The sequence below is a fragment of the Ralstonia soli genome (assembly GCF_023955655.1).
GTDB classification, from domain to species: domain Bacteria; phylum Pseudomonadota; class Gammaproteobacteria; order Burkholderiales; family Burkholderiaceae; genus Ralstonia; species Ralstonia soli.
In genome coordinates, this window is the sequence record NZ_JAMXHT010000008.1 from 328,647 (window position 1) to 347,352 (window position 18,706).

Here is an 18,706-nt window from a genome sequence, read left to right on the forward strand (position 1 = left end):
TCAGTCGGAGGATTGGCGTTGGGCTGGCGGCACCGCAACCGCCGCTTCACTGCGGCGGGCGCTGCGCACGTAGGCGTGTTGTTGCTTGAGTTGGGCGTCGCTGTCGGCCAAGTGTGCGAGCGCGGTGGGGCCGGCGTGGCGGAACCACGTCATCAGCAACGCATCGAGCAGCGCCAGCGGCGCGGCCAGCGAATGGAAGAACGAGGGGATCGCCACCGGCGCGACGAGCCGCTGCCACGCCAGCTCGGCACCGGGGGCGATGGCGCTGTCGGTTACATAGACGAGGCGCGCGCCGCGCGTGTGCGCGTACTGCATGGCCTCGATGACTTCGCGCGTGTACGGATCGAACGTGACGGCGATGACGATGTCGTCTGCGCCACAGAAGCGCAGCGGGTCGGCCAGCGTGTTGCCGGTGCCCGAGCACAGCGTGACCTTGTCGTCGAACAGTTGCGCGGCATAGCCGAATGCATGCGTGAGCGCGAGGCAGCTGCGCGCGCCGAGCAGATAGACGCGGCGCGCCTTGCACAAGGCGGCCGCCACGGTCTCGAGCGCCACCAGGTTGGCCGGCGAAAACGCCGATTGCACATGCGCGCCGATGGCCATGCCGATGCGCTCGGCGTCGGAGGCCCCGGCCGCATCGTCGCCCTGCAGCGCGCTGGCGCGGCCGGCAAAGCCATCGGCTTGCTGGCGCAGGTGGTTCACGCAGATGTCGCGCAGCGCGGCAAAGTCGTCAAAGCCGAGCGCCCGTGCCAGGCGGGAGAAAGTGGCTGGCGCCAGATCGCAGCGGCGCGCCAAGTCGCGCATGGAAAGCAGGGCGATATCGTGCTGGTGCGTTTCCAGCAACATCGCGGCGCGCTGCAGTTGCGGTGACAGGTCGCTGGCGCGGTCGCGCAGCGTCTGCATGAGCCCATCGAACGTCATGAGGTGACCGTATTGATTCAACTGTTTCGTAAACTACGACAATGAAACAGTTGAGTCAATATCGGGATTCACCTGGATCGGCGCGCAGCAAAACGGCCGCATCCCAAGGGTGTGCGGCCGTGTCGGACAAACAAAAACGGAGGCCGAAGCCTCCGTTGTCGGGTGTGATGCTGGCTTCTCAGGTTGCCGGCGCGTCCAGCTGTTCCATGCGGAACTGGAAGAACCCGGCGCCAATCAGGCCCAGCAGGCTCAGCGCCATGCAGGTGCACGCCAGAATCATCACCGCGCTTAGCGACGACACCCCGCTCATGAGCGGCGTATGCATCAGGGCCGACAGATTGCCGCCCACCCACATGGCCGCGACGAGCGCCATCAAGCACGTCAGCGCCGCGGCATTGCGCAACCACGTCAACCGCGTCTTGCGGCTGATGCCGTCGAAAGCGTGGAAATGGAAGTGGTGTCCGGTGCCGACGAATGCCATGGAGTCTCTCCTTGTGCTTGCCGCTTGATAGCGTTGAGTCACTATACCGAGACCTGCGACAGTTTGGCGCAGTTTGCGCCGCTAGGTATACCCTAAGCTGCGCTGCGTCAATAGGACTCGGTATATTTTTTGTGACTGCGACACTGCGCCGCAGATCGGCGGCTGGTGCGGCAAAGGAGCGATGGCGGGCGCGCGCAACAGGGTGCGCAGAAATGAAAAAAGACCTCGCGAGGAGGTCTTTTTTGTTGCTCTGCAAAATCGTTGGAGATTGCGGAGCGAAGAATTTTGGTGGCCTGGGGCGGAATCGAACCACCGACACGCGGATTTTCAATCCGCTGCTCTACCAACTGAGCTACCGGGCCAAGCAAAGAAATGCAAGTATGGCAGTGTTTCCCCCCTGCCGTCAAGCACTCCTGTGAACTTTGATGATCAGGCGGCGGGTTCGGCCTTGTTGCGCGACAACTCCACGCCCAACTGCTTGAGCTTGCGATACAGATGCGTTCGCTCCAGGCCGGTTTTTTCGGCCACACGGGTCATGCTGCCGCCCTCGCGCTGCAGGTGGTATTCAAAGTAGGCGCGCTCGAACAGGTCGCGGGCTTCGCGCAGCGGCATGTCGAACGAGAACTGCATGCCGCCGCCTTCTGCAGCACGGGCCGGCACGCCATTGAGATCGCCGCGATCGAGTGCGGGCGCACCTGCTGCTGCATTCGGCGCGGCACCTGCAAGGCCGGTTGCCGGTGCGGACGCCGGTGCGGACGCGCGCGGTTTTTCCTTGCTGCGCGACAGGCCCTGCTCCACCGCTGTCAGCAGCTTTTGCAGCGCGATCGGCTTTTCCAGGAAATTCAGCGCACCGATCTTGGTCGCCTCGACGGCGGTGTCGATGGTGGCGTGGCCCGACATCATGATGACCGGCATGGTCAGCAGACCTTGCGAGGCCCACTCCTTGAGCAGTGTCACGCCGTCGGTGTCCGGCATCCAGATATCGAGCAGGACGAGGTCGGGCGTTGCGTTCGCGCGGTAGTCACGCGCGCGCTGCGCGTTTTCGGCGACTTCGACAACGTGCCCTTCGTCTCCGAGAATTTCGGAGAGCAACTCCCGGATACCCATTTCGTCGTCGACAACGAGGATGGTGGCCATGCTTTTCCTCTATGTGCGGCGGGATTGCCCACCAAGCTACGCGAGTTTTACGAACAGGATGGAAACCTGGGCGCCGGTGGTTTCGGTGCCCGATGGTGTGCCAGATTGGCGGTTGCGCAATTCGATGCGCGCCCCGTGCTCGTCCATGATTTTCTTCACCATGGCCAAGCCCAATCCTGTGCCTTTGGCTTTGGTCGTGACGTACGGCTCGAAGGCGCGGTTGAGGATGCGGGACGAGAACCCGCTGCCGTTGTCCGCGATCGCAAGCCGCACGGCTTGCCGCCGCGCGCCCGAGGCGTCGTCGTATTCTACCGTGTCAGTTTGCAACATGACATGTGGAGCGGCTCGCCCGGCGCTTTCGTTCTCGGCGACCGCATCTTGCGCGTTCTGCAGCAGGTTGTGGATGACCTGGCGCAACTGTGTCGGATCGCCCTTGATGGGGGGCAGCCCAGTGCCCAGCTTGGCCTTGATGACGGGGTGCTCGTCGCGGTCGGGGTGATCGATGCCGTACAGGTGCAGCACCTCGGCGGCGAGCGCGTTGAGGTCCAGATCCTGCAGCATGGCCGGCGGCGTGCGGGCGTAATCACGGAAGTCGTCAACCATGCGCTTCATGGCGGCGACCTGGTTGACGATGGTGGTGGCGCCGCGGCGGAGCACCTCGGCGTCGCCCTCCGACAGCTTGGGCGAGAGCTTCATCTCCAGGCGCTCGGCCGAGAGCTGGATGGGCGTGAGCGGGTTCTTGATCTCGTGCGCCAGGCGTCGCGCAACCTCGCCCCACGCCACGGAGCGCTGCGCGGAGATCACGTCGGAAATATCGTCGAACACCACCACGTAGCCGCGCTCGGTGCCGTGCGCGCCCACCGAAGGCCCCGGCAGGCGCGTGCCGCGCACCAGCAGCGTGAGCGGTTCATCTTCGTCTTCGAGCGGAATCTCGACCTGCTTCTGCCAATGGTTTGCAGCCCCGCCAGCGGCTGCGCTCACGTCGTGTTCGGCAAAGGCCTGCTCGACGACCGGCGCAAAGGCGGCCAGCGGCGCAATGCTGACGAGCCCCTGGCCGACCCATGCGCCGAAGGGCTGTTTGAAGATGCGCTCGGCACCCGGGTTGGCGGTCAACAGCACGAAGCGATGGTCGAACACGAAGACGCCTGCGGTCAGGTTGGTCAGCACGCTCTCAAGATAGGCCTTCGATTGCTCGAGCGCCGCGCGGTTCTGCTCCACGGCGCGGCGCGCGTCGGCCAGCTGGCGTGTCATCTGGTTGAACTGCTGCGTGAGCAGGCCCAGTTCGTCACGCGTATGCAGTTCACGCTTGGGCGAGAGGTCGCCTTCGGCCACTTCACGCGTGCCCTGGAGCAGCATTAGCAGCGGTCGTGCCAGCTGTGCGCCCAGCAGCAGCGCGAGCATCACCGCGATGAACACCGCCAGGAACAGCGTGAGCGTGAGCGTGCCGATATACATCTTGCGCAAACCCGTGCGGCCCAGCGCCTTTTCCTGGTACTCCTGATAAGCGCGTTGCACAGCATCTGCGTTACGGGCGAGGGCCTGCGGGACGGGCTGCACCAACTGCAGGAAGCGTTCTTCGCGGCCCGTCTCGCCCGTCAGGCCGAAGCCGCGTGAGCTGGCGCCTTCATCCGACTGGCGATCGAGCAGCCCGGTGCCGGCCCACTTGCGCCCCGACGTGCCGAGCCGCAGGCCCGATTCTTCGCGCGCAGTGGTGCCCAGCGCGACTACCACACGCAACTGGTACAGATCATTGCGGCGTGGGTTGGCGTGCGGGGTGGAGGCAGGGCCGCTGCTGGGTGCGGTGCTGAGGGCGGTACCGGTGTCGCTGCTGCCTTCGTAGTCGCTGCCGCCTTCTACGCTCGCGTAGCCGCCGGGCGCACGCGCCTGCTCGAGTACGGCCTGGTCGGGCAGGTTCGGGACCAGCGTGTCGTAGGTACTCGACGCCGTGGCGACCACGCGCCCGTTGGCGGTGAAGATGGTGGCCTCTTGCACGCCAAATTGCTCGCGCAGTCGGTTGAGTGTGATGGTCGTGGCCGAGGCCGAGCCATCGCCCACCTGCTCGGCGATCAGGCGGCCCTTGTTCTGCAGGTCGGCCAGCGCGGTGTCCATGGTGGAGCGGCCCAGGTTCAGACCGGCTTCCAGCGCCGATTCCACCTTCACGTCGAACCACGATTCGATACTGCGCGACACGAACTGCAGCGACACGAGGTAGATCAGCACCCCCGGCAGCACGCCCACCACGCCGAAGAACACCGCCAGCTTGGTCATCAGGCGCGTGCCGAACTTGCCGCGCCGCGCGCGCAACGCCAGCGCCAGCATCAGGCCGCCGATGATCATCACCAGCAGCACCCCGATGACGAGGTTGACCTTGTAGAGGAGCGTGAAATACCGGTCGAAGAATTCGGTATTGGCCGATGCCGCGGCCAGCAGGCCCACGAGCACGATCGCCAGGAAAACGATGGTCCCAGCGACCACCTGATAGAGCAGCCGCTTGTAGCTGCGATCGAAGATCATTTGGCGGGCGCCAGCAGCGAACCTGCGCTGGAGGGGCCGGCGCTCATGCCCCAGCCCGAATTGGGCGACAGGCCCGAAGCCTGGGAGGCCGGCGGCGAGACCGGTGTGCTGGCTGGGGGAGCGGCCGGAGCCGGTGCCGGCAGTGGTTCGTTCGGCACCGCCAGGTTGAAGCGCTTCCAGTCGGAGCTGAGGTTCCAGTCGCGCGTATTGACGGCGTTGATCTGGAACGGCTTGGGCAACTGCGTCACGTCCAGGCGCATCCGCACTTCGGCCTGCACGGTCTCGCCGGCTTTGACGGCGCGCTGCTCGAACACACGCCAGCCGCGCACGTGCTGCATGAAGTCGACGGCGTCTTTCAGGCGCGAGAACGGCACCTGCAGGCCGCCGGTCGACACGCGGTACTGGCGCGTGAGCGGGTGGTACGACAGCCGCACCACGCGCGTGGCGCTCACCGCGTGGTCATCGAACCAGTACCAGCGCGGGCGGATGAGCTCGAACTCGACAAGAAAATAGAGTGGGATGCCCTTGTTGACCGCGTCTTCCAGGTTGCCGGGCAGGTCGAAATCGAAATCGGCAGAGAGGTTCCAGCCGCCGTCGGCGTATTCGAGCTGGGCACGATTGATTTCGATGGTCTGGGCGGATGGCAGCGTCGGCCACAGCAGGCACAACATGCCCAGTACGCAGAGTGCGCTTAGCCGATGCAGCATCTGCCGGAATCGGGCGGGCAGCAGCTGGAGCGATGGGCGGAGGAAGGCAGTCACAACGGTCGTCGCATCAAGGCCGTTTCTGGAACACCGCGTAAAAGAAGCCGTCGTGGTCGAGCGGTAAGGGCGAGACGCCTGGGACGAAGCCGCCAGTCGGCGCCGCCTCGGGCGCGACGGGCAACAACTGGCCAGGCGCGTGCAATCGTATCGCATCTTCCAGATGGCGTTCAAACCATCGGGCCTGCTCAACGCCCTCCGTCGGAAAAATCGAACACGTGACATAAACCAGCTTGCCACCAGGCGCGAGGCATGCCCACAGCGCGCGCACGATGTCGCGCTGCAGGGCGGCCAGCGCCTTGAGATCGGCTGGGCGCCGCAGCCAGCGGATGTCCGGATGGCGCCGCACGATGCCAGCAGCCGAGCACGGCACGTCGGCCAGGATACGGTCGAACGGGCGGCCGTCCCACCAGGTGTCGGGCTTGGCCGCATCGCCCACGCAAACGGTGGCGGTCTGGTTCAGGCGCGCGAGGTTTTCGTTGATACGCACGGCGCGTGCGGCGTCGGATTCAAGCGCCGTCACGTCCAGGTCGTCGGCCAGCTCCAACAGGTGGCCGGTCTTGCCGCCGGGGGCGGCGCAGGCGTCGAGCACGCGCTGGCCGGGGGCGACGTCGAGCAGCGTTGCAGCCAGTTGCGCACCGGCGTCCTGCACAGAGACGTCGCCCTCGGCAAAACCGGGCAATTCGGCGACGGGGACAGCGCGTGCGAGCCGCACGGCTTGTTCGCCAATGCGCTCGGCATCGATACCGGATTCAGCCAGGCGTGCGAGGTAGGCGTCGACGGCAATGCGGCGCGGATTCACACGCAGCACCATCGGCGGGCGGCGGTTGCCGGCGGCCAGGATGGCTTGCCACGTCGCGGGATACGCGCTGCGCACGGCATCGATCCACCACTTCGGATAATTGGTGGCCGCCACCGGGTCCGCCTGCATGGCGGCGGTGAGCTCGCTCTGCTCGCGCAGGAAGCGTCGCAGCACGCCGTTGATCATGCCTTTGCCGTGCGCGAGCTTCGGGTCGGCCGAGGCCGCACGCACAGTCTGGTCGACCACGGTGAATGGCGCGTACGGCGGCGGATCATCGAGCAATTGCGCCAGCGCCACGCGCAGCAGGTTGGCGCTGGCTTCGGCGGGCGGGCGCGGGATCAGCGTGCGGATCAGCCAGTCGGTGCTGCCGAGCCAGCGCGTGGCGCGGTAGGCGAGATCCTGCACTGCGCCGCGCACCTGGGGGCGCATTGGACCGGTCTCGCCCTGACAGACGGCGTCGATGGCCTGCGGTAATGCCGTGCCCTGCCGCAGCTTGCCCAGCGCAATTGCAGCAAGCGACAAGGCATGGGCAAGGGAGTCGGACGGCAGACGCATCGGCGTGAAAAGTCAGGCGGGGAAAATGGGGCAACACAAATGCAACGAGCCCGCGATGGGCGGGCTCGTGCGGACTGCAGAAGTATAAAGGAACCGACTGGCGTGGCCGGCGCTTTTACGCCGGGTACTGTCCGGTCTGCGCCATCTGCATCAGGCGAGCGATGCGCTCCTCGGTGGCCGGGTGCGTGCTGAACAGATTGGCCAGGCCGCCGCCGTGCAGCGGATTCATGATCATCATCTGCGCGGTGGCGGGGTGAGCTTCAGCCGCGGCAAACGGGATACCGGCCGCATAGCGGTGGATCTTGTCCAGCGCGGAAGCCAGCGCCTGCGGGTCGCCGCTGATGGTGGCGCCACCGCGGTCGGCTTCGAACTCGCGCGCGCGGGAGATCGCCATCTGGATCATCGCGGCGGCCAGCGGCGCAAGAATCGCCACGGCAATCCCGGCGATCGGGTTGGCCGGACGGCCTTCGCTGTCGCGCCCGCCGAAGAACACCGCAAAGTTGGCGAGTGCCGAGATCGCGCCGGCCATGGTGGCCGAGATGGTCGAGATCAGGATGTCGCGGTGCTGCACGTGGGCCAGCTCGTGCGCCATCACGCCGCGCAGTTCGCGCTCACTCAGGATGTTGAGGATGCCGGTGGTGGCCGCTACGGCCGCGTGCTCGGGGTTGCGGCCGGTGGCGAAGGCGTTGGGTTGCGCTTCGTCGATCAGGTAGACGCGCGGCATCGGCAGGCCGGCGCGGCCGGCAAGCTCCTGCACCATGCGGTAGAACTGTGGTGCGCTAGTCTCGTTGACTTCCTGCGCGTTGTACATGCGCAGGACCATCTTGTCGGAGAACCAGTACGAGAAGAAATTCATGCCCAGCGCGAACAGCAGCGCCAGCATCATCCCGCTGCGTCCGCCGATCATGCCGCCGATGACGATGAACAGCGCGGTGATCGCTGCCATCAGCATGAAGGTCTTGATCCAGTTGAACATGGGGGTGTGGCTCCTGTGGGTCTAGGGGTTTGCGAGTTTCTTAGATCGCGATAATCGCCGAAAATTCAAGGATTTGCGCGATATTTCGCCGCAGATGGCGCTTGCATTGTCAACGAGTGGTGAAGGCCAGCCGTGCACCCAGCGCGACGAACGCCGTGCCGACCACGCGATCGAGCCAGTGCTTGATGCCGGGCTTGCCGGCCACGCGGCGCGTCACGCTCGCGGCCACCCACGCCACCAGGCTGTTCCACACCGTCGACATGACGACGAACACCACGCCCAGCGCCAGGAACGCCGCCGCCTTGTGATTGGCATGCGGATCGACGAACTGCGGGAAGAACGACAGGAAGAACAGCACCACCTTCGGGTTCAGCACATTGGTGAGAAAGCCCTGCATGAACAGCGACTTGACCGGGCGCGGGCGCTTGGCTGCGGCAGCTTGCTCGGCAGTTTCGGATTCGTCCGCGGGGGTGTCATCGCGCCCGGGCGGCGCCAGCAGCATGCGGCCGCCCAGGTAGATCAGGTAGGCCGCACCCACCACCTTGATCACGGTGAATGCCACGGTGGAGGCTGCCAGCACCGCCGTCAGCCCGAAAGCGACCGCCAGCACGTGCACGCAGCACCCGGCCGACACGCCCAGCGCCGACAGCAACCCCGCAGCGCGCCCCTGCGACACGCTGCGCCCGACGATGTAGGCCGCGTCCGGCCCCGGCGTCACATTCAGCAGGAACACGGCCAGCATGAACAGCGGCAGATTGACGATTCCAAGCGCGGTCATGGCAAAGTCCTTTTCTTCTATAGCGAGACAGCGATCGTGCCGGTCAGCCGCGCGAGGCGAAGCGCTGGCCCGGCTGGATCGCCAGGCCCTGCAGGAACTCGCGTGCGGGCAATCGCTTGCCGCCGGGTTTCTGCAATTGCGTCACGCGCAGTGCACCGGTGGCGCACGCGATGGTCACACCCTCGGCATTGGCCGCGAGCACCGTACCCGGTGCTGCGTCAGTCGGGCGGTCGACCAGCGTTTCCGCTTGCCAGAACTTGATCGTCACACCGTCGAGGGCGGCCGATGCGCCCGGAAATGGATTGAACGCATGCACCTGGCGCAGCAACTCGGAAGACGGGCGCGACCAGTCGAGCGCGGCTTCGTCCTTGGCGATCTTCTCGGCGTACGTCACGCCTTCAGCCGGCTGCGGGGTGGCGGCCAGCTTGCCATCCTCCGCCAGCTTGCCAAGTGCGTCCACCACCATGCGACCGCCGAGCGCGGCCAGCGTGTCGTGCAGCGTGCCGGTCGTGTCGGTCAGGCCGATGGGCACGCGCTCCATGGAAATCATGTCGCCGGTGTCCAGGCCCGCGTCCATCTGCATGAGCGTGATACCCGATTCGGCATCGCCGGCCTCGATGGCGCGGTGGATGGGCGCGGCACCGCGCCAGCGCGGCAGCAGCGATGCGTGAATGTTGATGCAGCCAAAGCGCGGCAGGTCGAGCACTTCCTGCGGCAGGATCAGGCCATAGGCGGCCACGACCATCACGTCGGGGCGCTGCGCGGCAAGCGCGTCGATGGCTTCGGCGGCTTCCTGCGGGTACTTGCCTGCGCGGCGCAGCGACGGCGGCTGCAGGATCGGCCCCAGCCCGTGCGACACCGCGTATTGCTTGACCGGGCTCGCCTGCAGCTGCATGCCGCGGCCGGCCGGGCGATCGGGCTGGCTTAGTACGGCGACTAGGGAGAAGCCGGCCTGGTGGATCGCCGCCAGGGCGATCTGCGCAAATTCAGGCGTGCCGGCAAACGCTACGCGAAGGGTGGACGTCATGGAGCGGAAAGAAAAAACGCGCTACACGGCAGCGTAGCGCATTGGGCTTATCGATCGCCGCGATGCGGCTTGTCTGTCAGCGGGACGATGGGCTCGGGTGGGGGCAGGGCTTCGGACATGCCGTTGCTGCGCCGCTGGAACAACGAGAAGGTTTCGTTGGTGTCGCCCGGGCGGCTGCCGCGCCACACCATTTCCCAATGGTCTCCGTGAGGGCGGCGTCGGCTGTGCTCGGGCTTCTTCTCGAGCACCAGCATCAGGTCGCAGGTGCGCGCGAGGGGGTTGGGACGGTAATCGTCACCGGCGCCGCTGTGGCCCAGCAGCCATTTGACGGGGCGCACGCCGGTTTCGTAGTGCATTAGCGCGCGCTCGCTTTCGCCCATGCCGCGCGTGGCCACGCAGATCTGCGCGGATTCCAGCGCCGGCTTGATCGCCTGGAACAGCGGGCGGTAGCTGCGTGCATCGTCCACCCAGGGCATCAGCAGCGTGCCGAGCAGGCCCCACACCATGCCCAGACCGGCGGCCCAGGCCACCACGCCCGAACGGGCTGGCCGCAGCCACACGCAAATCGCCCAGAGCACAGTGATGCCTGCGGCGGCCGCCACCGCGATCGGGTGGATCAGCATGTCGTACGGCAGCGGCAGCACGCGGCCCAGCATCTTGGCGAGCCAGCCCGGCAGCATCAGGCCGCCGTCGGTGACGAGCGCGGTCCATACGGTCCAGACCACCAGTCCCAGCACGCCGAACAGCGCCACCGCCGCGCCCCATGCGCGCGCGCGCCAGACCGGTGGAATCAGCAGCAGCATTGGCGCGCCCAGCACGGCCAGCGCCGGCTGCAGCGGCATCAGATACACATCGCGCAGCACAGCGGAGCGCAGCACGACGGCTATCGTCACGAGCACGAACAGCGCCACCACCAGGTGGCCTTGATACGGCAGCAGCCACGCCGCCCGCGCGCCGCGTCCGCGTTGGCGGATGAGCTTGTAGATCGACACGCCCAGCACCGCCACCGCCGGCCACACGGCAGGCGTGCCTGTCAGGAAGATCGATCGGATGGTTGTTGTCAGATCCCCCTTCTCGCCCCCCAGGTGCGAGAAACCGAAGAAGCGGCCCAGGTTGTTGACCCAGAACCATTCGATAAACAGGTCATGCGACTCGTGCCAGAAGATGGCCGGCCAGATCACCAGCCACGGCAGCGCCGCCAGCAGCGAGATGCCGTAGAAGCGCCACGCCTGGCGGCTGCGGAAATCCGGCAGCAGCGCGATCGCCGCCAGCACGGTCAGCGCAAACAGCCCCGGCACCAGCACGCCCTTGCCCAGGAACGCCACGCCGATCCCCGTGCCGAACCACAGCGCCGGGCGCAGCACATCGACGCCCTTGGCACCGCCCGCTTCGGCTTCTTTCGCAAAGCGCACGAGGCCGTACAGGGCCAGCGCCGTGCCGGCCAGCTGCGGCACGTCGGCAATGAACTTGTGCACGTGCTCGGCCAGCCCGATGCAACCGGCAAACAGCAGTAGGGCGCCCAAGGCGTAGTCGCGCAGCGCGGCGCCGCCGGCATCCAGTCCTGCTTCACGGCGTGCGGCGAGCGTGGGGCCGGGCCGGCCGCGTGCCAGGTCTGCGCCGACGCGCAGGCGCCAGTCACGCGCTTCGCTGCGCAGCAGACGCGCCGTGCGCCAGACCGCCCAGCACGTGAGTGCCATCCAGAGCAGCACGGCCACCCGCACGGCCTCGTGCGGCGCCACTTCCGGCAAGGCCAGCGCGGCCAGCGCACCGGTCCAGTACATCAGCGGCGGTTTTTCGACGAACGGCTCGAAGGCGACATTGGGGATGACCCAGTCGCCGTGTTCGATGATGTTGATGACGATGCCGAACGAATACGGCTCATCGGCCTTCCAGGGCGCGCGCCAGAACGTGCCCGCGACAAAATACGCGCACAGCATCAGCACGACGACGACGCGCCAGTGCCGTACCAGCGCTGAGGTCAGGCGGCGTGCGCCAGTGTCGGCGGGGGCGGTCGGCATCAGCGGGATGGAGCTGGGTGCGTCGGTGTCGGCAGACATCGGAGGCGGCGGATCAGCGCGCGTGCGCCACGTCGCGCTGGTGCTTCTTGAGCTTGGAGCGAATACGTGTCTGCTTGAGCGGCGAGAGGTATTCGACAAACACCTTGCCCATCAGATGATCCATCTCATGCTGGATACACACGGCCAGCAGGCCGTCGGCTTCCAGTTCGAACGTTTCGCCCTTCTCGTTCAGTGCGCGCACGCGCACGCGGTCCGGACGCTCGACCTTGTCATAGATGTCGGGCACCGACAGGCAGCCCTCGTCCCAGACCTTGCGCTCGTCACTCGCCCAGACGATCTCCGGGTTGATGAACACGCGCAGTTCGTCGCGCGACTCCGACACGTCGATGGTGATCACGCGCTCGTGCACGTCGATCTGCGTGGCGGCGAGGCCGACGCCCGGCGCCTCGTACATGGTCTCGGCCATATCGGCCACCAGTTTGCGGATGCGGTCATCCACGGCGGCCACCGGTTTGGCGATTTTGTGCAGCCGTGGATCAGGGTATTGCAGGATATTCAGTAGGGCCATGATGCTTGGCAACAACGGTTGCAGAAGGCCACGCTAAGGAGGGGTTGCCTTCAATTGCGATCGCTTGGAATGTCATGCAGAATCGGGGGCGCTATCCGCCACATGGCTTAGGAAAAAGCCTGACGAATGTTCGATGCCATACCCCTCTTGCTGCGACGCAGAACAGCGCACAGCGGCGGCAGTCAGGCGTCGGACAGGTACGCGGACCACTCGCCGATTCTTCAAAGAATAATGCGCAATCGTAACACACCGATGCTTTCTCCGGCCGCCACGGAAACTGCCACGAACGCGCGCCAGTCTTACGTTTGCGTCTTCTCAGCGGTTGCCGCGGCAGCGCTTTTCTGCATGGGCGCCGCCCACGCGGCCGAGCGCACCGTGACGCTGGCGCAACAGGCGCAGGCTGCGACGGCTGCTCAGGCGGGTATCTCCGAGTCCGAGCTAGCCGCCAACGCGCCTGCACAGTACACCGTGCGCCGTGGCGACACGCTTTGGGGAATCTCCGGTAAGTATCTCAAGCAGCCGTATCGCTGGCCTGAGCTGTGGGGCATGAACCGCGAGCAGATCCGCAACCCGCACCTGATCTATCCAGGCCAAGTCCTGTATCTGCACCACGCCAATGGCCGGGCGTGGCTGTCGAGCTTGCCGGCGTCGGCTGAGGGCGGCACGGTGCGCCTGTCGCCGCATACCCGTGTGTCGGACCAAGAGGGTGATGCCATCTCCAGCATTCCTGCGGCGGTGATCGAACCGTTCCTCACGCAGCCGATCGTCGTGGATGCAAAAACGCTGGCTACGCCGGCGCGCATCTTCGGGCTGCCCGAGGGCCGCGTCTATCTGGGCAAAGGCGAGAACGCCTATGCGCGCGGCCTGCCTGATGGCGAGGCCGGCCAGGCCGGTACCGAATGGCAGGCGTATCGCCCGGTCAAGCCGCTCAAGGATCCCGTGACTGGCACGGTGCTCGGCTATGAAGCGGACTTTCTCGGCACGCTGCGCGTGGTGCGCGCGGCCACCGGCCCGCAGGCTGTAACCAAGATGGAAGTGCTGTCGTCCAAGGAAGAGATGGGCGTCGGCACGCAACTGATGCCGCTGCCGCCGCGCGTGCCGGTGCGCTACGTGCCGCATGCCCCGGAAGGCGACATCCATGGCGCGGTCGCCAAGGTGACGGGCGGTGTGCGTTTTGGCGGCACTGATCAGGTGGTCGTGCTGAACATCGGCAGCCAGCAGGGGCTCGAGCCGGGTCATGTACTGGCACTTGCGCGTGCAGGTGCTGTGGTGAAAGACTCGACCGCCGGTAACGAGCGCGTGCAATTGCCGGAAGAGCGCTATGGCCTGGCCTTTGTGTTCCGCGTGTTCCCGCACGTGGCCTATGCGCTGGTGACGGACGCCTCGAACACCGTGGAAGTGGGCGATGCCGTGTCCAACCCGATGTCGCCTCAACCCTGAACCACGCTGACGCAGTCCTGATTTGACCGATGCCTCACAGGTCGCGGCACACGCCGCGGCCGACTCCACCGATTCCCTCTCCTGCACGCGCGACCCGGCTGAACTGGCCGCGTGGCTGCGTCTGACCGAAACCCCCGGCGTCGGGCCCGTCGCCGCGCGGCAATTGCTGGCGGCCTTCGGCTTGCCGCAAGACATTTTCGCCCAGCCGTATGCGGCGCTCGTCAAGGTGCTGCCAGAGCGGCAGGCGCGTGCGCTGCTCGCCGAGCCGGACGAGGCGCTTGCCGCGCTCATCGAGCGCACCGTCGCGTGGGTGAACGAGCCCGGCAACGCCATCTTCACGTTGGCCGATCGCGGCTATCCGCCCCGCTTGCTTGAACTGCCGGACCCGCCGACGCTGCTGTACACCAAGGGCGACGTGTCGCTCTTACGGGCCGCAGCCGTGGGCGTGGTGGGTGCACGCAGCGCCACGGCCGCCGGCATCGACAATGCACGGGCGTTTGCGCAGGCACTGTCGACGGCGAGCGTGACGGTCGTGTCCGGGTTGGCGCTCGGTATCGATGCGGCCGCGCATGAAGGTGCCCTGGCGGGCCTCGGCAGCACGATCGCCGTAGTTGGTACGGGGCTCGATATTGTTTACCCGGCGCGCAACCGAGCTCTGGCGCATCGGATTGCCGAGGCCGGGGTCATCATCTCCGAATATCCGCTGGGCATGGGCGCGCGCGCCGAGAACTTCCCGCGCCGCAACCGCCTGATCGCCGGCCTCGCGCGCGGGCTGCTGGTGGTGGAGGCGGCGGCGCAGTCGGGCTCGCTCATTACCGCGCGGCTGGCCGCTGAGCAGGGGCGCGACGTGTTTGCAATCCCCGGCTCGATCCATTCGCCGCTGGCTAAGGGTTGTCACCTGCTGATCAAGCAGGGCGCCAAGCTGGTCGAGACCGCCGCCGACATCCTCGACGAACTTGGCTGGGGAAGTGCCGCGACGCCGGCCAAACGCGCCAAGCGCACCGCCACCCCCGGGGTGTCGCCCGCCGCACCGGCGCCTGTCAGCCGCCCCGCACCCAGCGCCGCTGAAACCACGTTGCTGGATGCGCTCGGCTTTGACCCGGTCGATCTGGACACCTTGTGCGAGCGCACCGGCCAGGCCGCTGCCGCGCTGTCGGCGCAGTTGTTGGCGCTGGAGCTGGATGGCCGCGTCGAACGCCAGCCCGGCGGGCGCTTCCTGCGGCTTCCATGAAAGCGTGCCTACAATAGGCGCGACCTTTTCGCCGCCTGGCTGTGCTTTCCATGCCGCTGCTCTCACCTGATACCGACACCGCTACACTGCACGCGCACATCCGCGCGGGGCAATTGCTCGTCGCATGCTTGTGTGCGGAATGGTGCGGCACGTGCCGCAGCTACCGCGCGACCTTCACCGAACTGGCGGTGCGGCACCCGGAATGCTGCTTCGTCTGGGTGGATATCGAAGACCACGCCGACGCGCTGGGGGAGTTTGATGTGGAGAACTTCCCGACCCTGCTGGTTCAGCGCGGGAGCGATGTGTTGTTTTTCGGCCCTGTCCTGCCGCATGCAGGCGTGGTGGACGGGCTGCTTTCGCGTGACCTGGGCGTCGCGCCGGCCGTGGATGCCGCGCCGGACTTGCGAGGCTGGCTGCTGGAATCGGCGTGATTCAGGGCCTTGACAACGTTAAGCGATGCATGCGCCACTCTATTGCGCCTGAAAAGGAACCGCGCTTATGATTGGCGGCCAAATTTGGGGGCCGTCCCGTGGATTGACGGCCCTGAAGCCCGTTCCGATGGGCGCCAGCGGCACTTGAAGTCGGCAGGCGTTGCCATAAGACTCTACAAAAACCACGCGAACGGTCGCTATAGATAAGCGACCTCTTCTTTACCTGATTACTTGCGATCGCCAGGATCCGCTCACATGTCCAAGGCTCTCATCATTGCCGAAAAACCGTCGGTCGCCGCTGATATCGCGCGGGCGCTGGGTGGCTTCACCAAGCACGACGAGTACTTTGAGAGCGACGACTACGTCCTCTCCTCGGCGGTTGGCCACCTGGTCGAAATCGCAGCCCCCGACGAATACGAAGTCAAGCGCGGCAAATGGAGCTTCGCCCACCTGCCGGTGATTCCGCCGCACTTTGATCTGCGCCCGATCGCCAAGTCGGAGTCGCGCCTGAAGGTGCTCACGCGTCTCATCAAGCGCAAGGACGTCACCAGCCTGATTAACGCCTGTGACGCGGGGCGCGAAGGTGAATTGATCTTCCGCCTGATCGCGCAGCACGCAAACACCAAGCTGCCGATCCAGCGCCTGTGGCTGCAGTCGATGACGCCGCAGTCCATTCGCGACGGCTTTGCCAAGCTGCGCAGCGATGAAGACATGATGCCGCTGGCCGACGCGGCCCGTTGCCGTTCCGAGGCCGACTGGCTGGTCGGCATCAATGGCACGCGCGCGATGACGGCCTTCAACAGCAAGGGCGGCGGCTTCTTCCTGACCACCGTGGGGCGCGTGCAGACGCCCACGCTGTCGATCGTGGTGGAGCGCGAAGAGAAGATCAAACGCTTCGTGCCGCGCGATTACTGGGAAGTGCGCGCCGAGTTCATCGCCGCCGCCGGCCTGTACGAAGGCCGCTGGTTCGACCCGAAGTTCAAGAAGAACGAGTTCGATCCCGAGCAGCGCGATTCGCGCCTGTGGAGCGAGGCCGAGGCCAAGAGCATCGTCGCCGCATGCCGCGACAAGACGGGCACGGTGACGGAAGAATCGAAGCCGTCGACGCAGATGTCGCCGGCGCTGTTCGACCTGACCAGTCTGCAGCGCGAGGCCAACGGCCGCTTCGGCTTCTCGGCGAAGAACACGCTGGGGCTGGCGCAGGCGCTGTATGAAAAGCACAAGGTGCTGACGTATCCGCGTACCGATTCGCGCGCGCTGCCCGAAGACTACATGGGCACCGTCAAGCAGACGCTGAGCATGCTGGGTGACAGCTCGCACAACTACCTGCCGCACGCGAAGAAGATTCTAGACAACCAGTGGGTCAAGCCGAACAAGCGGATCTTCGACAACAGCAAGATCAGCGATCACTTCGCCATCATCCCGACGCTGCAGGCACCGAAGAACCTGTCGGAGCCCGAGCAGAAGCTGTACGACCTGGTGGTGCGCCGCTTCCTGGCGGTCTTCTTCCCAGCGGCCGAATATCAGGTCACCACGCGCGTGACCGAAGTGGCTGGGCATCACTTCAAGACCGAAGGCAAGGTGCTGGTGAACCCGGGCTGGCTGGTCGTGTACGGCCGTGAAGCACAGGGCGAGGACGCTAACCTCGTGCCGGTCGCCAAGGACGAAAAGGTCAAGACCGACAAGGTCGAGCCGGTGGGCCTGACCACCAAGCCGCCCGCGCGCTACAACGAAGCGACGCTGCTCTCGGCCATGGAAGGCGCCGGCAAGCTGGTGGATGACGACGCACTGCGCGAAGCCATGGCCGGCAAGGGCCTGGGCACGCCAGCCACGCGCGCGGCCATCATCGAAGGGCTGCTGACGGAAAAGTATCTGCTGCGTGAAGGCCGCGAGCTGATTCCGACCGCCAAGGCGTTCCAGTTGATGACGCTGCTGCGCGGCCTGGGCGTGGAAGAACTCACGCAGGCCGAACTGACCGGCGGCTGGGAGCACAAGCTCTCGTTGATCGAACGCGGCCAGCTCGAGCGCGACGAATTCATGCGCGAGATCGCGCAGATGACGCAGCAGATCGTCAAGCGCGCCAAGGAATACGACAGCGACACCATCCCCGGCGACTACGCGACACTCTCCACGCCGTGCCCGCAATGCGGCCACGTGGTCAAGGAGAACTACCGCCGCTTCGCCTGCAGCCACTGCGACTTCTCGATCAGCAAGATCCCGGGCGGCCGCCAGTTCGAGCTGGACGAGGTGGAAGAGCTGCTGACCAACAAGACCATCGGCCCGCTGCAGGGCTTCCGCAGCAAGATGGGGCGGCCGTTTGCGGCCATCCTCAAACTGGCGCAGGAAGACGGCCACTGGAAGATGGAGTTCGACTTCGGCCAGAACGATGAAGACGACGGCGAGCCGGTGGATTTCTCCGGACAGGAAAGCGTCGGCCACTGCCCGAAGTGCAACGGCAATGTGTTTGAGCACGGCCTGAAGTACGTGTGCGAGAACGCCGTGGCGCAGCCCAAGACGTGCGACTTCACCACCGGCAAGATCATCCTGCAGCAGGAGATCAGCCGCGAGCAGCTCGCCAAGCTGCTGACCGACGGCAAGACGGACCTGCTGACCGGCTTCAAGTCAGCGCGCACGGGCCGCAACTTCAAGGCCTTCCTGGTCAAGCAGCCGGACGGCAAGATCGGCTTCGAATTCGAGCCGCGCGGTGAAGGCAAGGGCAAGCCTGGCGCCAAGACCGCTGCGAAGAAGACGACGGCTGCCGCCAAGACCCCTGCGGCCAAGAAGGCCCCGGCCAAGACCGCTGCCAAAACGGCAACGAAGACGGCCGCCAAGAAAGCCTCGGCACGCAAGAAGGCCGCCGAAGCCGAGACCGACGAGGAAAGCACCAGCGAAACCTGATCACGGTTTCGCAAGCGCCAAAGCAAACGGGAGGACACTGTCCTCCCGTAATGAGATGGTCACCCCCACCCTACGAGCGGGTAACGCTGGTAGGGTGTTTTTCTTTGTGGAGGCCATCATGGAGCACGTCACGCTGGTTGGAATCGATCTGGGCAAGCACACGTTTCA

15 protein-coding genes and 1 tRNA gene are annotated in these 18,706 nt (G+C 65.9%); 4 read left to right on the forward strand and 12 right to left on the reverse strand.

Annotated elements, in window-relative coordinates:
- The 12 genes from NG900_RS22385 to def all read right to left on the reverse strand — a co-directional run bounded on the left by NG900_RS22385 (position 1) and on the right by def (position 12,538).
- A complete protein-coding gene (locus NG900_RS22385) occupies positions 1 to 921 on the reverse strand; it encodes a MurR/RpiR family transcriptional regulator (protein ID WP_252683857.1) in 921 nt (306 codons plus the stop codon).
- Between the two features lie 178 nt (positions 922 to 1,099).
- Positions 1,100 to 1,402 carry a hypothetical protein gene (locus tag NG900_RS22390; protein WP_252683859.1) on the reverse strand — a complete coding sequence of 101 codons (303 nt, stop codon included), beginning with the start codon at positions 1,400 to 1,402 and terminating at the stop codon, positions 1,100 to 1,102.
- A 286-nt stretch (positions 1,403 to 1,688) separates the two neighbouring features.
- A tRNA-Phe gene (locus NG900_RS22395) sits at positions 1,689 to 1,764 on the reverse strand.
- 67 nt (positions 1,765 to 1,831) lie between these two features.
- Positions 1,832 to 2,539, reverse strand: a complete 708-nt coding sequence (locus NG900_RS22400; protein ID WP_252683861.1) for a response regulator — start codon at positions 2,537 to 2,539, stop codon at positions 1,832 to 1,834.
- Between the two features lie 36 nt (positions 2,540 to 2,575).
- Positions 2,576 to 5,053 carry a sensor histidine kinase gene (locus NG900_RS22405; RefSeq protein WP_252683863.1) on the reverse strand — a complete coding sequence of 826 codons (2,478 nt, stop codon included), beginning with the start codon at positions 5,051 to 5,053 and terminating at the stop codon, positions 2,576 to 2,578.
- Positions 5,050 to 5,814 carry a DUF4390 domain-containing protein gene (locus tag NG900_RS22410; protein WP_252683865.1) on the reverse strand — a complete coding sequence of 255 codons (765 nt, stop codon included), beginning with the start codon at positions 5,812 to 5,814 and terminating at the stop codon, positions 5,050 to 5,052. Before NG900_RS22410 ends, NG900_RS22405 begins: the two co-directional genes overlap by 4 nt.
- Before the next feature lie 13 nt (positions 5,815 to 5,827).
- Entirely contained in the window at positions 5,828 to 7,171 is a 1,344-nt protein-coding gene (rsmB, locus tag NG900_RS22415; RefSeq protein ID WP_252683867.1) for a 16S rRNA (cytosine(967)-C(5))-methyltransferase RsmB, read from the reverse strand.
- Positions 7,172 to 7,286: 115 nt separating this feature from the next.
- Positions 7,287 to 8,147, reverse strand: coding sequence for a zinc metalloprotease HtpX (gene htpX, locus NG900_RS22420; protein ID WP_012436834.1), 861 nt, complete (start codon positions 8,145 to 8,147; stop codon positions 7,287 to 7,289).
- Between the two features lie 109 nt (positions 8,148 to 8,256).
- Positions 8,257 to 8,925 (reverse strand): LysE family translocator, encoded by a 669-nt coding sequence (locus tag NG900_RS22425; protein WP_252683869.1) that lies wholly within the window; start codon positions 8,923 to 8,925, stop codon positions 8,257 to 8,259.
- Between the two features lie 43 nt (positions 8,926 to 8,968).
- A complete protein-coding gene (gene fmt / locus NG900_RS22430) occupies positions 8,969 to 9,952 on the reverse strand; it encodes a methionyl-tRNA formyltransferase (protein ID WP_252683871.1) in 984 nt (327 codons plus the stop codon).
- Positions 9,953 to 9,999: 47 nt separating this feature from the next.
- A complete protein-coding gene (locus tag NG900_RS22435) occupies positions 10,000 to 12,009 on the reverse strand; it encodes an ArnT family glycosyltransferase (protein ID WP_252683872.1) in 2,010 nt (669 codons plus the stop codon).
- Between the two features lie 13 nt (positions 12,010 to 12,022).
- The gene (gene def / locus NG900_RS22440) at positions 12,023 to 12,538 is read right to left on the reverse strand and encodes a peptide deformylase (protein WP_252683874.1); all 516 of its coding nucleotides are present in this window, start codon (positions 12,536 to 12,538) and stop codon (positions 12,023 to 12,025) included.
- A gap of 231 nt (positions 12,539 to 12,769) precedes the next feature.
- Between def and NG900_RS22445 the strand changes: the two genes are divergently transcribed.
- The 4 genes from NG900_RS22445 (at position 12,770) to NG900_RS22460 (ending at position 18,538) form a co-directional block, all read left to right on the forward strand.
- Complete coding sequence (locus NG900_RS22445; protein WP_420804179.1) at positions 12,770 to 13,978, forward strand: LysM peptidoglycan-binding domain-containing protein; 1,209 nt, start codon at positions 12,770 to 12,772, stop codon at positions 13,976 to 13,978.
- A gap of 22 nt (positions 13,979 to 14,000) precedes the next feature.
- Positions 14,001 to 15,209 carry a DNA-processing protein DprA gene (gene dprA / locus NG900_RS22450; protein ID WP_252683876.1) on the forward strand — a complete coding sequence of 403 codons (1,209 nt, stop codon included), beginning with the start codon at positions 14,001 to 14,003 and terminating at the stop codon, positions 15,207 to 15,209.
- 50 nt (positions 15,210 to 15,259) lie between these two features.
- Positions 15,260 to 15,640 (forward strand): thioredoxin family protein, encoded by a 381-nt coding sequence (locus NG900_RS22455; protein ID WP_252683878.1) that lies wholly within the window; start codon positions 15,260 to 15,262, stop codon positions 15,638 to 15,640.
- 255 nt (positions 15,641 to 15,895) lie between these two features.
- Positions 15,896 to 18,538, forward strand: coding sequence for a DNA topoisomerase III (locus NG900_RS22460; RefSeq protein ID WP_252683880.1), 2,643 nt, complete (start codon positions 15,896 to 15,898; stop codon positions 18,536 to 18,538).
- The last annotated feature ends 168 nt before the right edge of the window (positions 18,539 to 18,706 follow it).

Coding starts and splice junctions, on each gene's coding strand:
- NG900_RS22385 (WP_252683857.1), bottom strand. CDS start 921: ATGACGTTCGATGGGCTCATGCAGACGCTGCGCGACCGCGCCAGCGAC.
- NG900_RS22390 (WP_252683859.1), bottom strand. CDS start 1,402: ATGGCATTCGTCGGCACCGGACACCACTTCCATTTCCACGCTTTCGAC.
- NG900_RS22400 (WP_252683861.1), bottom strand. CDS start 2,539: ATGGCCACCATCCTCGTTGTCGACGACGAAATGGGTATCCGGGAGTTG.
- NG900_RS22405 (WP_252683863.1), bottom strand. CDS start 5,053: ATGATCTTCGATCGCAGCTACAAGCGGCTGCTCTATCAGGTGGTCGCT.
- rsmB (WP_252683867.1), bottom strand. CDS start 7,171: ATGCGTCTGCCGTCCGACTCCCTTGCCCATGCCTTGTCGCTTGCTGCA.
- htpX (WP_012436834.1), bottom strand. CDS start 8,147: ATGTTCAACTGGATCAAGACCTTCATGCTGATGGCAGCGATCACCGCG.
- NG900_RS22425 (WP_252683869.1), bottom strand. CDS start 8,925: ATGACCGCGCTTGGAATCGTCAATCTGCCGCTGTTCATGCTGGCCGTG.
- fmt (WP_252683871.1), bottom strand. CDS start 9,952: ATGACGTCCACCCTTCGCGTAGCGTTTGCCGGCACGCCTGAATTTGCG.
- NG900_RS22435 (WP_252683872.1), bottom strand. CDS start 12,009: ATGTCTGCCGACACCGACGCACCCAGCTCCATCCCGCTGATGCCGACC.
- def (WP_252683874.1), bottom strand. CDS start 12,538: ATGGCCCTACTGAATATCCTGCAATACCCTGATCCACGGCTGCACAAA.
- NG900_RS22445 (WP_420804179.1), top strand. CDS start 12,770: ATGCGCAATCGTAACACACCGATGCTTTCTCCGGCCGCCACGGAAACT.
- NG900_RS22455 (WP_252683878.1), top strand. CDS start 15,260: ATGCCGCTGCTCTCACCTGATACCGACACCGCTACACTGCACGCGCAC.
- NG900_RS22460 (WP_252683880.1), top strand. CDS start 15,896: ATGTCCAAGGCTCTCATCATTGCCGAAAAACCGTCGGTCGCCGCTGAT.